Origin of the sequence: Streptomyces sp. NBC_00237 (assembly GCF_026342435.1) — a bacterium.
Taxonomy (GTDB): Bacteria; Actinomycetota; Actinomycetes; order Streptomycetales; family Streptomycetaceae; genus Streptomyces.
Map to the genome: position 1 here is coordinate 2,735,028 of NZ_JAPEMT010000002.1, position 15,291 is coordinate 2,750,318.

Annotated in this window: 12 protein-coding genes; 9 read left to right on the forward strand and 3 right to left on the reverse strand. The window is 71.1% G+C overall.

All coding sequences use genetic code 11. From position 1 onward, the window contains the following. Positions 1-206 precede the first annotated feature (206 nt). From OG897_RS25985 to OG897_RS26025, 9 genes are all read left to right on the forward strand, one after another. Complete coding sequence (locus OG897_RS25985) at positions 207-1,385, forward strand: sensor histidine kinase (RefSeq protein WP_266660504.1); 1,179 nt, start codon at positions 207-209, stop codon at positions 1,383-1,385. Positions 1,386-1,615: 230 nt separating this feature from the next. Further along, entirely contained in the window at positions 1,616-2,941 is a 1,326-nt protein-coding gene (locus OG897_RS25990) for a sensor histidine kinase (protein WP_266660506.1), read from the forward strand. 183 nt (positions 2,942-3,124) lie between these two features. Further along, on the forward strand, positions 3,125-3,784 hold the full coding sequence (locus tag OG897_RS25995) for a response regulator transcription factor (RefSeq protein ID WP_266660508.1): 660 nt from the start codon (positions 3,125-3,127) through the stop codon (positions 3,782-3,784). A 303-nt stretch (positions 3,785-4,087) separates the two neighbouring features. Beyond that, positions 4,088-6,094 carry a 2-oxoacid:acceptor oxidoreductase subunit alpha gene (locus OG897_RS26000; protein ID WP_266659845.1) on the forward strand — a complete coding sequence of 669 codons (2,007 nt, stop codon included), beginning with the start codon at positions 4,088-4,090 and terminating at the stop codon, positions 6,092-6,094. Next, complete coding sequence (locus OG897_RS26005; RefSeq protein WP_266659847.1) at positions 6,087-7,166, forward strand: 2-oxoacid:ferredoxin oxidoreductase subunit beta; 1,080 nt, start codon at positions 6,087-6,089, stop codon at positions 7,164-7,166. Before OG897_RS26000 ends, OG897_RS26005 begins: the two co-directional genes overlap by 8 nt. A gap of 166 nt (positions 7,167-7,332) precedes the next feature. Beyond that, on the forward strand, positions 7,333-8,313 hold the full coding sequence (rarD, locus tag OG897_RS26010; RefSeq protein WP_266659849.1) for an EamA family transporter RarD: 981 nt from the start codon (positions 7,333-7,335) through the stop codon (positions 8,311-8,313). Positions 8,314-8,615: 302 nt separating this feature from the next. Next, positions 8,616-10,235 carry a ribosomal protection-like ABC-F family protein gene (gene abc-f, locus OG897_RS26015; RefSeq protein ID WP_266659851.1) on the forward strand — a complete coding sequence of 540 codons (1,620 nt, stop codon included), beginning with the start codon at positions 8,616-8,618 and terminating at the stop codon, positions 10,233-10,235. 149 nt (positions 10,236-10,384) lie between these two features. After that, on the forward strand, positions 10,385-10,885 hold the full coding sequence (locus OG897_RS26020; protein WP_266659853.1) for a hypothetical protein: 501 nt from the start codon (positions 10,385-10,387) through the stop codon (positions 10,883-10,885). A 198-nt stretch (positions 10,886-11,083) separates the two neighbouring features. Beyond that, complete coding sequence (locus tag OG897_RS26025; protein ID WP_266659855.1) at positions 11,084-12,436, forward strand: M28 family metallopeptidase; 1,353 nt, start codon at positions 11,084-11,086, stop codon at positions 12,434-12,436. A gap of 62 nt (positions 12,437-12,498) precedes the next feature. On the opposite strand, the gene OG897_RS26030 is transcribed toward OG897_RS26025, so the two are convergent. The 3 genes from OG897_RS26030 to OG897_RS26040 form a co-directional block, all read right to left on the reverse strand. Further along, a complete protein-coding gene (locus tag OG897_RS26030) occupies positions 12,499-13,089 on the reverse strand; it encodes a TetR/AcrR family transcriptional regulator (protein WP_266659857.1) in 591 nt (196 codons plus the stop codon). A 238-nt stretch (positions 13,090-13,327) separates the two neighbouring features. Beyond that, positions 13,328-14,245, reverse strand: a complete 918-nt coding sequence (locus OG897_RS26035) for an ABC transporter permease (RefSeq protein ID WP_266659858.1) — start codon at positions 14,243-14,245, stop codon at positions 13,328-13,330. After that, a complete protein-coding gene (locus OG897_RS26040) occupies positions 14,232-15,284 on the reverse strand; it encodes an ABC transporter ATP-binding protein (protein WP_266659860.1) in 1,053 nt (350 codons plus the stop codon). The genes OG897_RS26035 and OG897_RS26040 overlap by 14 nt, the downstream gene beginning before the upstream one ends. Positions 15,285-15,291: the final 7 nt, after the last annotated feature.

The following is a 15,291-nucleotide window of genomic DNA, read 5'->3' on the forward strand; positions in this document are numbered from 1 at the left end:
CTCTCCCTGTTCGAGCGGAGCCGAGAACTCGGGGATGCCCGGTATAGGGGTCGTGCGGGCCTTCGCAGGGGTGGGGTGGGGTTCTCCCTACCTCCGGCGGCCCGCCCACCCCATGGCGGGACGCCGCCGGGACCCGGCAGGCTTGTCCCATGACCCCCAGCTCCGGTGCGCACACGCCCGGCTCCCCGCTCCTCCCGCCCGCAGACCTGCCGGGCGTCCCGCCGCTGCCGCCGGGTCCCCCGCTGCCCCCTCCCGCCGCGTTCGCCTACGGGCGGCACACCTGGAAGGAGGTCGGGCACCTGCTGCTCGACCTGCCCGTGGCGCTGCTGGGGTTCGTCTACGCGGTTCTCGTCGTCACCCTGGGCTTCGGGCTGTCCGTGACGGTGGTCGGGCTGCCGTTGCTCGCGGCGGGACTGATGGGGGCGCGACAGATCGGCCGCGTGGAGCGGGCCCGTGCGCGGGCGCTGCTCGGGGTGCGGGTGGAGGAGCCGAGTCCGTTGCGGGCGGGGCGGGCGCAGGACGGTTTCTTCCCGTGGCTGTGGTCGACGCTGAAGGACCCGGTGGCCTGGCGGGCCGTCCTGTACTCGGTGGTGCGGCTGCCGTGGGGCGTGCTGACGTTCGCGTTGACGCTGGTGAGTCTGCTCGTGCTGTGGCCGGTGCTGGGGTACGTGGCGCGGGGCATGGCCAATGCGGACCGGGCGATGGTGCGGGGCCTGCTGTTCCCGTCCGACGAGCTGGAGCGCCGTATCGCCGAACTGGAGTCCGACCGGGGCGTGGTCGTGGACACCGCCGCCGCCGATCTGCGCCGTATCGAGAGGGACCTGCACGACGGGGCGCAGGCCCGGCTGGTCGCCCTCGCGATGGGGCTCGGTCTGGCGAAGGAGAAGCTGCTGGAGGACCCGGAGGCGGCGGCGCTGATGGTCGGCGAGGCGCACGGCGAGGTGAAGCTGGCCCTGCAGGAGCTGCGGGACCTGGCGCGCGGCATCCACCCGGCGGTGCTGACCGACCGGGGCCTGGACGCCGCCCTCTCCGCGATCGCCTCGCGCTGCACGGTGCCGGTGAAGGTCAACGCCGAACTGTCCGAGCGGCCCGCCGAGGCGATCGAGGGCATCGCGTACTTCACCGTCTCGGAGCTCCTCCAGAACGTCAGCAAGCACAGCAGGGCACGTACGGCGGAGGTCGAGGTGTGGCGGTCGGGGGCCCGGCTGCTGATTCAGGTACGGGACGACGGGCGCGGCGGCGCGCGGCTGGACGGCGGCACCGGGATGTCGGGGCTCGCGGAGCGGCTGGGCGCGGTGGACGGGCTGTTCACGGTGGACTCGCCGCCCGGTGTGGGCACGACGGTGACGGCGGAGCTGCCGTGGCGGGCCAGGTCGGCCAGGTAGGTCCGGGCCCGGCCGGGCTCACGGTAGGGAAAACCCCCGTAAGAGACGGTGACTGACCGCATGGCCCCCGGCCCCGCGCACCAGCAGTCTTGAAGCAAGCAGACCAGCAGGCCGACCAGCAGTGCGGACCGGCAGGCCGACCAGCAGTGCGGACCGGCAAGCAGACCGGCCGGACCAGCAGCAGACCGGTAGCAGACCAGCAGAGCAGTCATCAGGAAACGGACGGGAACATGGCCACGGACTACGCACCTCTCACCCGGGAACACCGGCCCCGGGGGCACCGCGTCCCGGCGGTGCTGCGCGCGCCGTTCGAGGCCCGCGCCTGGCTGGAGTTCGGCTACGTACTGCTCGGCCTGCCGATCGCCATCGTCACCTTCGTCGTCGCGGTCACCACGGTCTCGCTCGGGGCCGGTCTGCTGGTGACCTTCGTCGGCATCCCGGTGCTGGCGGCGGGCTTCCTCCTGCTGCGGGCCTTCGGTGCGCTGGAGCGGGGCCGGGCGCGGGTGATGCTCGGTCTCGACGTGGCCTCCCCGCGTCCGGAGCGCGGCGCGAAGCCGGGTGCGATGAGCTGGATCGGGGCGGTCCTCAAGAGCGGGGTGTCCTGGCGGCACCTGGTGTACAGCATCGTGCACCTGCCGTGGGCGGTCTTCTCGTTCAGCGTCGCGGTGGTCTTCTGGACCTTCGGACTGATGGCCTCCGCCTACCCCCTGTACTGGTGGACGATCTCCGGCCGGGACGGGCAGCGCGGCATCCAGTTGTACGCCGACATGGGCCACCAGATCTTCCTCAGCAACCCCGCCGAGATCGCCCTGACCTGCGCCGTGGGTCTGGTCGTGCTGATGGCCTGCCCGTGGATCACCCGGGCTCTGGTGTCCGTGGACCGTCTCGCGGTGGCCTCGCTGCTGGGTGCGTCCGCCCTCGACCACCGGGTCACCGAGCTGGAGTCGGACCGGGGCGTGGTCGTCGACACCGCCGCCGCCGACCTGCGCCGCATCGAGCGCGACCTGCACGACGGGGCGCAGGCCCGCCTGGTCGCCCTCGCCATGGACCTGGGGCTCGCGAAGGAGAAGCTGGCGCAGGACCCCGAGGCCGCCGCGAAGATGGTGGACGAGGCGCACGGCGAGGTGAAGGTGGCGTTGCAGGAGCTGCGTGACCTGGCCCGGGGCATCCACCCGGCGGTCCTCACCGACCGGGGTCTGGACGCGGCGCTGTCGGCTGTGGCGTCCCGGTGCACGGTTCCGGTGCAGGTCGAGGTGGACCTCCCGGCCCGTCCGGCCGCGGCGATCGAGGGCATCGCGTACTTCACCGTCTCGGAGCTCCTCCAGAACGTCAGCAAGCACGCGCAGGCCACTCGCGCCTCGGTCGACGTGTGGGAGACGGGCGGCCGCCTGATGCTCCAGGTCGGGGACGACGGGCGGGGCGGCGCGGACACCACGCGCGGCTCGGGCCTGGCGGGTCTCGGCGAGCGGCTGGACGCGGTGGACGGGGTCCTGGTGGTGGACTCCCCCGTGGGCGGCCCGACCACGATCACCGCGGAACTGCCCTGGCGGGGCTGACGTCGTACCGCACGCAGAGCTGTGCCCTCCGGAAGCTCCGGGGGGGCACAGCTCTGTGTACGGGAGCCGCACATACGGGCGTGGTCGGGTCCGGATGCTGGGATGCTGGGTCCCGAGACGGACCGCGACGGCGGTCCGCACCGGTTACTGGGGGCAGGAAGAGACGTGGTCGTGGAAGACAGGGTGCGTGTGGTCATCGCCGAGGACTCGGTGCTGCTCCGGGAGGGTCTGACCCGGTTGCTGACCGACCTCGGGCACGACGTGGTCGCGGGTGTCGGGGACGGGGACGCGCTGGTCAAGACGGTCGCGGACCTCGCCGCGCGAGGGGAGTTGCCGGACGTGGTGGTGGCGGACGTACGGATGCCGCCGACGCACACCGACGAGGGCGTGCGGGCCGCGGTGCGGCTGCGCAAGGACCACCCGGGCATCGGGGTGCTGGTGCTGTCGCAGTACGTGGAGGAGCAGTACGCCACCGAACTGCTGGCCGGGTCGAGCACCGGGGTGGGCTACCTCCTCAAGGACCGGGTGGCGGAGGTGCGGGAGTTCGTCGACGCCGTCGTACGGGTGGCCAGGGGCGGCACCGCCCTGGACCCCGAGGTGGTGGCCCAGTTGCTCGGCCGCAGCCGCAAGCAGGACGTGCTCGCCGGGCTGACCCCGCGCGAGCGGGAGGTCCTGGGCCTGATGGCCGAGGGCCGGACCAACTCGGCGGTCGCGAAGCAGCTGGTGGTGAGCGACGGAGCGGTGGAGAAGCACGTGAGCAACATCTTCCTGAAGCTGGGCCTCTCGCCCAGCGTCGGGGACCACCGCCGGGTGCTGGCGGTGCTCACGTATCTCAACTCCTGACCGCGCCGGTCGCCCGCTCCCCTGATCCCTGACGGGGCGTCAGCCAATGGGTCCAACGGGCCTTCGCCCGACGGGACTTTGGGACCAGAACCAAAGAATGAGCTGGGGCGTCCTCCCCTCCGGGGGTACTCGGAGGGGAGGAGGGGGGCGTGATCATGCGATATCAGGGCACTTCGGTGTCTCAAAAGCACGTCCAACCTGCGAAGAACCCCCGGAGGCCGCCCCGTACGGACGTAGGGTGGCCACGGGCGGCCGGTCGGCCGGTCGCCCCCGAACAGCCGCCTCTGAGGGAGGTCCAGTTCAGTGACCAGCCAGGTCAGTAGCCCGGCCGAGCAGGCCGACGGGTCCCATGGGGACGAGGGGGAGAACCGGCCCCCGACAGCCGGTGCGACCCGGCCCCCGGAGCCTTCGGCGGCCCCGGAGTCCTCGGTGCCGCTGGTGCCTCCGGTGCCTCCGGTGAAGGAAGTCCGCCGTCTGGACCGGGTGATCATTCGTTTCGCGGGTGACTCGGGTGATGGTATGCAGCTCACGGGTGACCGTTTCACGTCGGAGACCGCGTCGTTCGGCAACGACCTGTCGACCCTGCCGAACTTCCCCGCCGAGATCCGTGCCCCCGCCGGTACCCTGCCCGGCGTCTCCAGCTTCCAGCTCCACTTCGCCGATCACGACATCCTCACCCCCGGGGACGCCCCGAACGTGCTGGTCGCGATGAACCCCGCCGCACTCAAGGCGAACATCGCCGACGTGCCGCGCGGCGCGGAAATCATCGTCAACACCGACGAGTTCACCCAGCGCCCGATGGCCAAGGTCGGCTACACCACCTCCCCCCTGGAGGACGGCACCCTGGACGCCTACAGTGTGCACCGGGTGCCGCTGACGACGCTGACGGTGGAAGCGCTGAAGGGTTTCGGGCTGTCGCGCAAGGACGCGGGCCGCTCGAAGAACATGTTCGCGCTGGGCCTGCTGTCCTGGATGTACCACCGCCCCACCGAGGGCACCGAAGCGTTCCTGCGACAGAAGTTCGCGAAGAAGCCCGATATCGCCGAGGCCAACGTGGCCGCGTTGAGGGCGGGCTGGAACTTCGGCGAGACCACCGAGGACTTCGCGGTCAGCTACGAAGTCGCCCCGGCCACCGCCGCGTTCCCGCCGGGCACCTACCGCAACATCTCCGGGAACCTGGCCCTGGCCTACGGGCTGATCGCCGCCGGACACCAGGCGGACCTGCCGCTCTACCTCGGCTCCTACCCCATCACCCCGGCCTCCGACATCCTGCACGAACTGTCGAAGCACAAGAACTTCGGTGTCCGCACCTTCCAGGCCGAGGACGAGATCGCCGCGATCGGCGCCGCCCTCGGGGCGGCCTTCGGCGGCCAGCTCGCGGTCACCACCACCTCCGGCCCGGGTGTGGCCCTGAAGTCCGAGACCATCGGCCTCGCCGTCTCCCTGGAGCTGCCGCTGCTGATCGTGGCGATCCAGCGCGGCGGCCCCTCCACCGGCCTGCCGACCAAGACCGAGCAGGCGGACCTGCTCCAGGCCATGTACGGGCGCAACGGCGAGGCCCCCGTCCCGGTCATCGCCCCGCGCACCCCGGCCGACTGTTTCGACGCGGCCCTCGACGCGGCGAGGATCGCGCTGACCTACCGCACCCCGGTGTTCCTGCTGAGCGACGGCTACCTGGCCAACGGCTCAGAACCCTGGCGGGTTCCCGAGGCCGGTGAACTCCCCGACCTCCGCGTGCAGTTCGCGACCGGACCCAACCACCAGCTGGCCGACGGCACCGCCGTGTTCTGGCCCTACAAACGCGACCCGCAGACCCTGGCCCGCCCCTGGGCGATCCCCGGCACCCCCGGCCTCGAACACCGCATCGGCGGCATCGAGAAACAGGACGGCACCGGCAACATCAGCTACGACCCCGCCAACCACGACTTCATGGTCCGCACCCGCCAGGCCAAGATCGACAACATCACCGTCCCCGACGTCGAGGTCGACGACCCCGACAACGCCCGCACCCTGGTGCTCGGCTGGGGCTCCACCTACGGGCCGATCACCGCCGCCGTACGCCGCCTGCGCACCGAGGGACAGCCCATCGCCCAGGCCCACCTGCGCCACCTCAACCCCTTCCCCGGAAACCTCCAGGAAGTCCTGGGACGTTACGCCAAGGTGGTCGTCCCGGAGATGAACCTGGGCCAGCTCGCCACCCTGCTCCGCGCCAAGTACCTCGTGGACGCCCTCTCCTACAACCAGGTCAACGGAATGCCGTTCAAGGCCGAGCAGCTCGCCACGGCCCTCAAGGAGGCCATCAATGACTGACACGGTCACGACGAGCGACCACCCCCACCCCCTGCTCTCCCTGGTCCCCCGCGCCGAAGCACAGCAGACCATGAAGGACTTCAAGTCCGACCAGGAAGTACGCTGGTGCCCCGGCTGCGGCGACTACGCCGTCCTCGCCGCCGTCCAGGGCTTCATGCCCGAACTCGGCCTGGCGAAAGAGAACATCGTCTTCGTCTCCGGCATCGGCTGCTCCTCCCGCTTCCCCTACTACATGAACACCTACGGGATGCACTCCATCCACGGCCGCGCCCCCGCCATCGCCACCGGACTCGCCTCCTCCCGACGCGACCTGAGCGTCTGGGTCGTCACCGGCGACGGCGACGCCCTGTCCATCGGCGGCAACCACCTCATCCACGCGCTGCGCCGCAACGTGAACCTGAAGATCCTGCTGTTCAACAACCGGATCTACGGACTCACCAAGGGCCAGTACAGTCCCACCTCCGAGGTCGGGAAGATCACCAAGTCGACCCCCATGGGCTCCCTCGACGCCCCCTTCAACCCGGTGTCCCTGGCCATCGGCGCGGAAGCCTCCTTCGTCGCCCGCACCGTCGACTCCGACCGCAAACACCTCACCGAGGTCCTGCGCCAGGCCGCCGACCACCCCGGCACCGCCCTCGTCGAGATCTACCAGAACTGCAACATCTTCAACGACGGCGCCTTCGAAGTCCTCAAGGACAAACAACAGGCAGAAGAAGCCGTCATCCGCCTCGTGCACGGCCAACCGATCCGCTTCGGCGCGGACGGCGCCAAGGGCGTCGTGCGGGACACCCAGACCGGCGACCTGAAGGTAATCGCGGTGACAGAGGAGAACCAGTCGCAGATCCTCGTCCACGACGCCCACACCACCTCCCCGACCACCGCCTTCGCCCTCTCCCGCCTGGCCGACCCCGACACCCTCCACCACACCCCCATCGGCGTGTTCCGCTCCGTGGAACGCCCGGTCTACGACACCCTCATGGCCGACCAGCTCGACACCGCCATCGAACGCGACGGCAAGGGCGACCTGGCAGCACTCCTCGCGGGCAAGGACACCTGGACCGTCATCGGCTGAATCCTCCGCTGGGAAGGGCGTCCGGTTCCTTTGCGACCGGGCGCCCTTTCGTGCTTCCGGGCGCCCTCGGCCGGTCATGACCGTATCGCGGAACGGACATGACATGCGGGGTCGGGCAGGCTTACCTTCGGAATTCAGGGTGCGTTCGGGGTGGGAGGCCAGGCCGGTGGAGAAGGAAGAGAACGAACAGCGGACGGGATTGCTGTACGGCATCGGGGCGTACGGGCTGTGGGGTGTGGTCCCGCTCTTCTGGCCGCTGCTGAAACCGGCCGGGGCGATCGAGATCCTGGCCCACCGGATGGTGTGGTCACTGGGCGTGGTCGCCGTCGCGCTGCTGTTCGTGCGGCGGTGGGCGTGGGTGCGGGAGTTGCTGCGGCAGCCGAAGAAGCTGGGGCTGATAGCCGGAGCGGCAGCCGTCATCACCGTCAACTGGGGTCTGTACATCTGGTCGGTCAACTCCGGTCACGTGGTGGAGGCTTCGCTCGGCTACTTCATCAACCCGCTGGTCACCATCGCGATGGGCGTCCTGCTGCTCGGCGAGCGGATGCGGCCCCTCCAGTGGACGGCGGTCGGGATCGGCGCGGCGGCGGTGCTGGTGCTGGCGATCGGGTACGGGGAGCCGCCGTGGATCTCGCTGGCGCTGGCGTTCTCGTTCGCCACGTACGGGCTGGTGAAGAAGAAGGTCAACCTGGGCGGGCTGGAGTCGCTCGCGGCGGAGACGGCGGTGCTGTTCCTGCCCGCGCTCGGGTATCTGGTGTGGCTGGGGTCGTCGGGTGCGTCGGCCTTCGGCGAGTACGGGGCGGGGCATGCGTCGCTGCTGGCGGCGACGGGGCTGGTGACGGCGGTGCCGCTGGTGCTCTTCGGGGCGGCGGCGGTGAAGGTGCCGTTGTCGACGCTGGGGCTGTTGCAGTATCTGGCGCCGGTGTTCCAGTTCGTACTGGGGATCGTGTACTTCCGGGAGGCGATGCCCGTGGAGAGGTGGGCGGGGTTCGGGTTGGTGTGGTTGGCGTTGACGTTGTTGACGTGGGATGCGGTGCGGACTGCTCGGGCCGCGAGGGCTGCGCGGGTGAGGGTGGCTCCGGTTCCTGGCGCGGCTGCGGCTCCGGAAGCGGTGCTGGTCGCGGAGGGGGTGAAGCCGGGGCGGTAGTGAGGGCTTGCCCCTCGGCGGGATGGGGGCTGGGGTTCAGACCGCTGCGCGGGGCGTGGGCCCAGGCAGTGGCACCGGCCCCGGTGCGGCCGTCGCCTCCCCCACCCCCACGGGAAATGCGCACGACAGACCAAGACCGTCCGCGTTAGCCTCGGCAGCATGGCTAGGCACTACTACTTTCTGTGATTCCCCCCGCGGACGCGGCCGGGTCGAAGGGGCATGAGCCCCTCCCCCGCCGAGACGTCCGCGTGCCCTGAAAAGGGATCGCAGACCGTAGACCTTCGTACCTCAGGGGAATCCCCATGCGCGCCCAGCTCTCCCTCCATGCCGTCTCCAAGACCTTCGGCGACCGCACCGTCCTCGACCGCGTCACCCTCTCCCTGCGCCCCGGCGAGAAAGCCGGTGTCGTCGGCGAGAACGGTTCCGGAAAGTCGACTCTGCTCCGCCTGATCGCCGGAGTCGAGAAGCCCGACCCCGACCCCGACGGCGGGCTCACCGTCGTGTTCCCCGGCGGCGTCGGCCATCTCGCCCAGACCCTGGACCTGCCCGACCACCTCACCGTCCAGGACGCCGTCGACGCCGCCCTCGCCGAGCTGCGCGCCCTGGAAGCGGCCCTCCGGGAAGCGGAGGCGGGCCTCGGCGAGGCGACACCGGACGCGCTCGACGCGTACGGCGAACTGCTCGCCGCCTACCAGGACCGAGGTGGTTACGAGGCCGATGCCCGCGTCGATTCCGCCCTGCACAACCTCGGGCTGGCCCGGATCCCCCGCGACCGCGCCCTCGGCTCCCTCTCCGGCGGCGAACAGTCCCGGCTGGCCCTGGCCTGCGTCCTCGCCGCCGAGCCCGAGCTGCTGCTCCTCGACGAGCCGACGAACCACCTCGACCGGCACGCCACCGCCTGGCTGGAGGACCGGCTGCGCGCCCATCGGGGCACCGTCGTCGCGGTGACCCACGACCGCGCCTTCCTGGAGCGGGTGACGGACACCGTCCTGGAGGTGGACCGCGACCTGAGAACCGTCAGTCGGTACGGGGACGGCTGGGCGGGGTATCGCACGGCGAAGGCCGCCGCCCGCGCCCGCTGGGTGCAGGAACACCAGGAGTGGGTGGACGAGCTGGCCCGCACCGAGGCCCTGGTCGAGGCGTCCGGGCAGCGGCTCGCGGCCACCGGCAAGGACCCCGGTCAGGGCTTCGGCAAACACCGCCGTTCCAGTGAGGCCAAACTGTCCGGCCGGGTGCGGGCGGCCCGGCAGCGGCTGGAGACCTTGCGGGCATCCCCCGTACCGGCGCCGCCTGTTCCGCTTTCGTTTCACGTGAAACTGGAGGTGGCCGGTGAACAGCCGTCTTCACTGGCTGAGTTGAAGGACGTCAGCGTCGGGGAACGGTTGTACGTGCCCGAGTTGAGCATCACGTCCGGCGAGCGGCTGCTGATCTCGGGCCCGAACGGTGCGGGCAAGTCCACGCTCCTGCGCGTCCTGGCCGGTGACCTCGCTCCGGACGCGGGCACCGTCGTACGCCCCGAACACCTCGGCCTGCTGCGCCAGGAGCCGGACCGGTCCGACGACCGGCGGACCCTGCTGGCCGGGTTCGCCGCCGGACGGCCCGGCTTTCCCGAGGAGTACGAGGAGGAGCTGCTCGCCCTCGGGCTGTTCCGGCCCGCCGACCTGGGGGTCGCTGTGTCCGCGCTGTCCGTGGGGCAGCGGCGGCGGCTGGAGCTGGCCCGGCTGGTGACGCGGCCCGCCGACCTCCTCGTACTGGACGAGCCGACGAACCACATCTCGCTCGCCCTTGTGGAGGAACTGGAGGAGGCCCTGACCGGCTACCCCGGGGCGGTGGTGGTCGTCTCGCACGACCGGCGGTTCCGGAGCGGATTCGCGGGCGGGGAGATCGAGTTGGCGGCGGGACGAGTGGTGTCCGTGGGGTGAGCGGAGGGTGGCGGACCCGTTGTCTCACCTTCGCACCGGTGTGCGCTTCCAGGATTAGAGGCGCCCCCCGCACGGAATGATCACCGCACGCGAGGACGGGACGAGACCGCCTCCGCCACCCGCTCTCACCGACCGACCACGGGGGACCCATGCCGCACCTCACCAGAAGCATGGCCGGAGTACTGACCGTCGCCGCGCTGCTCGCCGGTACGGCGACGGCGTGCACCACCTCCCCGACGGCGCCGCCCCTCGAACTGGACGCACTTCCGCCCACCCCATCGGCCCGGGTGACGGCCCCCTCCGACCAGGAACTGGAGAGGACCGCGCGGAAGCGGCTCGACACGGCCGAAACGGACGACGGGTCCTTCGTACTGCTCAGCTCGTCCACGGGTTCGAGCCACGACCAGGACACGAGGGTGACGCCCGGCAGGACGCTGACGGCCGATCTCACCTGCACGGGGAAGGGGACCGCCACCTTCGTGCTCTCTTCGGGCAAGGCGAAGGTCAGCAAGCGCCTCGACTGCGGCGGGACCACGACAGCGGGCGTGACGAGCGTCGAACTGACCCCGGCCACGCGCACGCTCGACGTCGACATCGACGTGAAGGACGGAGACCGGGTCGGCACGGCCTATCGCGTACGACGCCAGTGATCGACCGGTCCCGACCGACCATGTCCGTTATCCGAACGACCTTGACCGGAAAGCGCCCTTGACGGTGAGACGAACTCTCACTGAACATCAGGCACGCACAGCGCACGCGTCACCGCTCAACTGCCGCACCAGACCCACCTGTTCGGCCAGTTCTCGTACGTTTCCGTCCCGTCCCCGTTCGGAATCCGGAGCCCCCACATGACGCTCTCCACCTTCACCCGCAGCAGATCCGGCACGCTCAAGGTCGCGGCCGTGTCCGCGCTCGCCGTGACCGGTCTGCTCGCCACCACCGCCGGTGCGACCGCCGCGGCGCCCGCTCCCACCCGTACGACAGCGGGGGCAGCGGCTGCCGCGCCCGACATCCCGCTGGCCAACGTCAAGGCGCACCTCACCCAGCTCTCCCAGATAGCCGCCGCCAACGGCGGCAACCGCGCCCACGGCCGCCCCGGCTACAAGGCGTCCATCGACTACGTGAAGGCCAAGCTGGACGCGGCCGGGTTCACCACCTCGCTCCAGACCTTCACCGCGAGCGGCGCCACCGGCTACAACCTGATCGCCGACTGGCCGGGCGGCGACCCGAACAAGGTCCTGATGGCCGGTGCGCACCTGGACTCCGTGTCCTCCGGGGCCGGCATCAACGACAACGGGTCCGGCTCCGCCGCCGTCCTGGAGACCGCCCTCGCCGTCTCCCGCGCCCAGCTGAAGCCGGACAAGCACCTGCGGTTCGGCTGGTGGGGCGCCGAGGAACTCGGGCTGCTCGGCTCGAAGGCGTACGTGAACAGCCTGCCGTCCACGGAGCGCACGAAGTTCGCGGGCTACCTCAACTTCGACATGATCGGCTCGCCGAACCCGGGCTACTTCGTCTACGACGACGACCCGGCCATCGAGAAGACCTTCAAGGACTACTACGCGGGCCTCGGCGTCCCCACCGAGATCGAGACCGAGGGCGACGGCCGCTCCGACCACGCCCCGTTCAAGGCCGTCGGCATCCCGGTCGGCGGTCTGTTCACCGGTGCCAGCCGGACCAAGTCGGCGGCGCAGGCCCAGAAGTGGGGCGGCACCTCCGGCCAGGCGTTCGACCGCTGCTACCACTCCTCGTGCGACAGCCTGACGAACATCAACGACACCGCCCTGGACCGCAACAGCGACGCCGTCGCGCACGCGCTCTGGACGCTGTCGACCGGCGGTACCACTCCCCCGGGCGGCACGGACTACGAGAACACCACGCCGGTCGCGATACCCGACGCCGGTGCGGCCGTGACCTCGTCGATCCCCGTCGCGGGCCGTACGGGCAACGCGCCCGCCACGCTCAAGGTGTCGGTGAACGTCAAGCACACCTGGCGCGGTGACGTGGTCATCGACCTCCTCGCCCCGGACGGGACCGCGTACCGGCTGAAGAACTCCAGCAGCGGCGACTCGGCGGACGACATCGTCGAGACGTACACGGTGAACGCGTCGAGCGAGGTGGCGAACGGGACGTGGAAGCTGCGCGTCCAGGACGTCGCGGCCCAGGACACCGGCACGCTGAACAGCTGGAAGCTCACCTTCTGAACCCCGTGAGCGGGCTCCGGCCCTGAATACCCTGCCGCCCCCGACGCGCGCCGACTACCGCGTCAGGGGCGGCAGTCCAACGTCCGCAGCACGTGGTCGACCAGCTCCGCCATCCGCTCCGGGGTGTGCGCGGGCTTGCGCAGCGCGTACCGGTAGTACAGCGGGCCGTAGAGCAGTTCCACGGCCAGCTCCAGGTCCGCGCCCTCGGGCAGCCGTCCTTGCCGCTGGGCGCTCTTCAGCCGGTTCACCGCCGCCGTGAAGCGCGGAGTGATGAAGATTTCGTGAACGGCTTTCGTGAGTTCCTCGTCGTGGTGGAGCTCCGAGAGGATGCCGATGTACGCGGGTCCGAAGGGCGGCGTCGTCAGCAGCCGGACGACTCCGGTCATCTGTGTGTACAGGTCGGCGGCGAGGTGTCCGGTGTCCGGGAAGGGCGCGTTCGAGTCGGTGCGCTGGGCGAGAGCCTCCAGCAGCACGAAGCCTTTCGAGGGCCACCAGCGGTAGATCGTCTTCTTGCTGACGCCCGCTCGTGCGGCGATCGCCTCCACGGTGACGCCGACGTATCCCTTCTCGGTGCACAGGCCGATGGCTGCCGCGAGGATCGCCTGCCGGGACCTCTCGCTGCGCCGCTGCGGGTTGGGAGGCGTCGCGCTCACGCGGGGAGTCTAGCCGGGCGACGATACGTAGCGTGTTGACAGCGGAACGAGAGACTCCAACAATAGCGACCCGAGGGGGAACGGTCCGTGTCGTGTCGAGCCGCATCGGGGGACGGCTCGGTACGGCACAGGCTCAGGGCCGGTCCCGTACGCCGGAGGGGAATGTACGGGCCCGGCCCGTACCCCCCTCCGGCCCTCGCAGGCCGGCTCCCCGCGCGGACTCGTACGGTCGCCTCGGTCAGGCCGTGACGTCCCTGGCCGTGAACCGCGCCCAGGCCGCCGAGCCGAACACGGCCGCGTACGCACCCTGCATGCCGAGGTTCTTCGCCAGCTCGTCCCAGTACACGGGCTCGCGCAGGAGGTCCGCGAAGGACAGCCAGTAGTGCGAGAAGAGGTACGGCTGGACCCCTTCGAGCTGCGGGATCGCGTTCAGGATCTGCACGGTGATCAGCAGTCCGACGGTCGTCGCCATCGCCGCGATGCCGCTGCCCGTGAGCGTCGAGACGAAGAGCCCGACCGCCGCGAACCCGATGAGCGATGCGGCGACGGCCACCGCGACCGCCCCGGCCCTGAGCAGGCCCTCGCCGAACCCGATCGGCACGCCGGAGATCGTCATCACCTCGCCGACCGGGAACAGCAAGGCCCCCACCGCCAGCGCGGACGCCGCCACCACCAGCGTCGCGACCAGGCAGAACACCAGGGTGGTCGCGTACTTGACGAGCAGCAGCCGGGTCCGTCCGGCAGGCGCGACGAGCAGATAGCGCAGGGTTCCCGCGTTCGCCTCGCCCGCTATCGCATCGCCCGCGACGACGCCGACGGCCATCGGCAGGAACACCGGCAGGGTCGCGGCCAGGGCCGCGAAGACGAGGAAGAGCCCGTTGTGGGTCACCTGCGAGAGGAAGGCGGGGCCGCCACCGCCTCCGCCGCCGGACTCCGGGGAGCCGCTCGACTCGACCTTGATGGCGATGCCGATCAGTACGGGTACGCCCGCCAGCACCGCCAGCAGCGCGAGGGTGCGCCAGCGCCGGAAGGTCACCGCCAGCTCGGACCGCAGCAGCCCGAACGTCCACAGCGGGCTCACCTCGCGCGGGGCGGCCTCCCCCGCCGGAGCCTCAGCCCGCGATCCCCCAGCCCGCGATCCTTCAACCCGCGACATCGAAGCCCTCCCCGGTCAGTGCGACGAACGCGTCCTCCAGCGAGGCCCGTTCGACCCCGAAGCCGGTGACCCGCACCCCGGCGTGGACCAGCGCCGCGTTCAGCTCGGCGAGCCCGGGGCCACCCGGGACATCGGCCCCGTCCGGCTCCGGCGGGCTGCCGGTGACCCGGCCCTCCCCCGCCTCCAGGTCCGTCACACCGTGCTCCTTCAGCACCCGTGCGGCCTCGCCCGCGTCGGGCGTGGTGACCACGAGCCGCCCCCGTGCGCCCGCCGCCAGTTCGGCGACCGGGCCCTGGACGATCAGGCGGCCCCTGGCCATCACCGCGGCATGCGTGCACACCTGCTCGATCTCGTCGAGCAGGTGCGAGGAGAGGAACACGGTGGTGCCGTCGTCGGCCAGCTCCCGCACCAGGGCGCGGATCTCCCGCATGCCCTGCGGGTCGAGGCCGTTCGTCGGTTCGTCGAGGACGAGCAGGTCACGGGGTTGCAGCAGCGCAGCCGCGAGGCCGAGCCGCTGCTTCATGCCGAGGGAGTACGCCCGTGCCTTCTTGGCTCCGGCGGGGGTCAGCCCGACCCGGTCCAGGGCCGCCGCCACCCGCGCCTTCCGCGTGCGCGGGTCGGCGGCCGGGTCGGCGGAGTCGTACCGCACGAGGTTGTCGCGACCGGACAGGAATCCGTACAGTGCGGGCCCCTCGATGAGCGCCCCGACCTTCGGCAGTACGGTCCGAGCCGCACCGGGCATCGCCCGGCCCAGCACGTGGGCCGTCCCCTCGGTCGGCTCGATCAGGCCCATCAGCATCCGGATGGTGGTGGTCTTCCCCGAGCCGTTGGGCCCGAGGAAGCCGAAGACGCTTCCGGCGGGGACGGACAGGTCGAGCCCGTCGACGGCGAGCTGCCCGCCACGGAACCGCTTGGTGAGCCCGCGCGTCTCGATCACCGGCCCCGCGCCGCCTGCTGCGGACGGGTCGCCCGCAGCAGGCGGCCCGTCCGTGCCCGAGGCGTCCGCTGCTCTTTCCGCAGACGGCGACCCGTCCCCCATCCGACCC

Bases quoted from the DNA above. Each gene is read 5' to 3' on its own strand.
- OG897_RS26040 (WP_266659860.1), bottom strand. From the start codon at position 15,284: ATGGGGGACGGGTCGCCGTCTGCGGAAAGAGCAGCGGACGCCTCGGGC.
- OG897_RS26035 (WP_266659858.1), bottom strand. From the start codon at position 14,245: ATGTCGCGGGTTGAAGGATCGCGGGCTGGGGGATCGCGGGCTGAGGCT.
- OG897_RS26005 (WP_266659847.1), top strand. From the start codon at position 6,087: ATGACTGACACGGTCACGACGAGCGACCACCCCCACCCCCTGCTCTCC.
- OG897_RS26020 (WP_266659853.1), top strand. From the start codon at position 10,385: ATGCCGCACCTCACCAGAAGCATGGCCGGAGTACTGACCGTCGCCGCG.
- OG897_RS25990 (WP_266660506.1), top strand. From the start codon at position 1,616: ATGGCCACGGACTACGCACCTCTCACCCGGGAACACCGGCCCCGGGGG.
- abc-f (WP_266659851.1), top strand. From the start codon at position 8,616: ATGCGCGCCCAGCTCTCCCTCCATGCCGTCTCCAAGACCTTCGGCGAC.
- OG897_RS26025 (WP_266659855.1), top strand. From the start codon at position 11,084: ATGACGCTCTCCACCTTCACCCGCAGCAGATCCGGCACGCTCAAGGTC.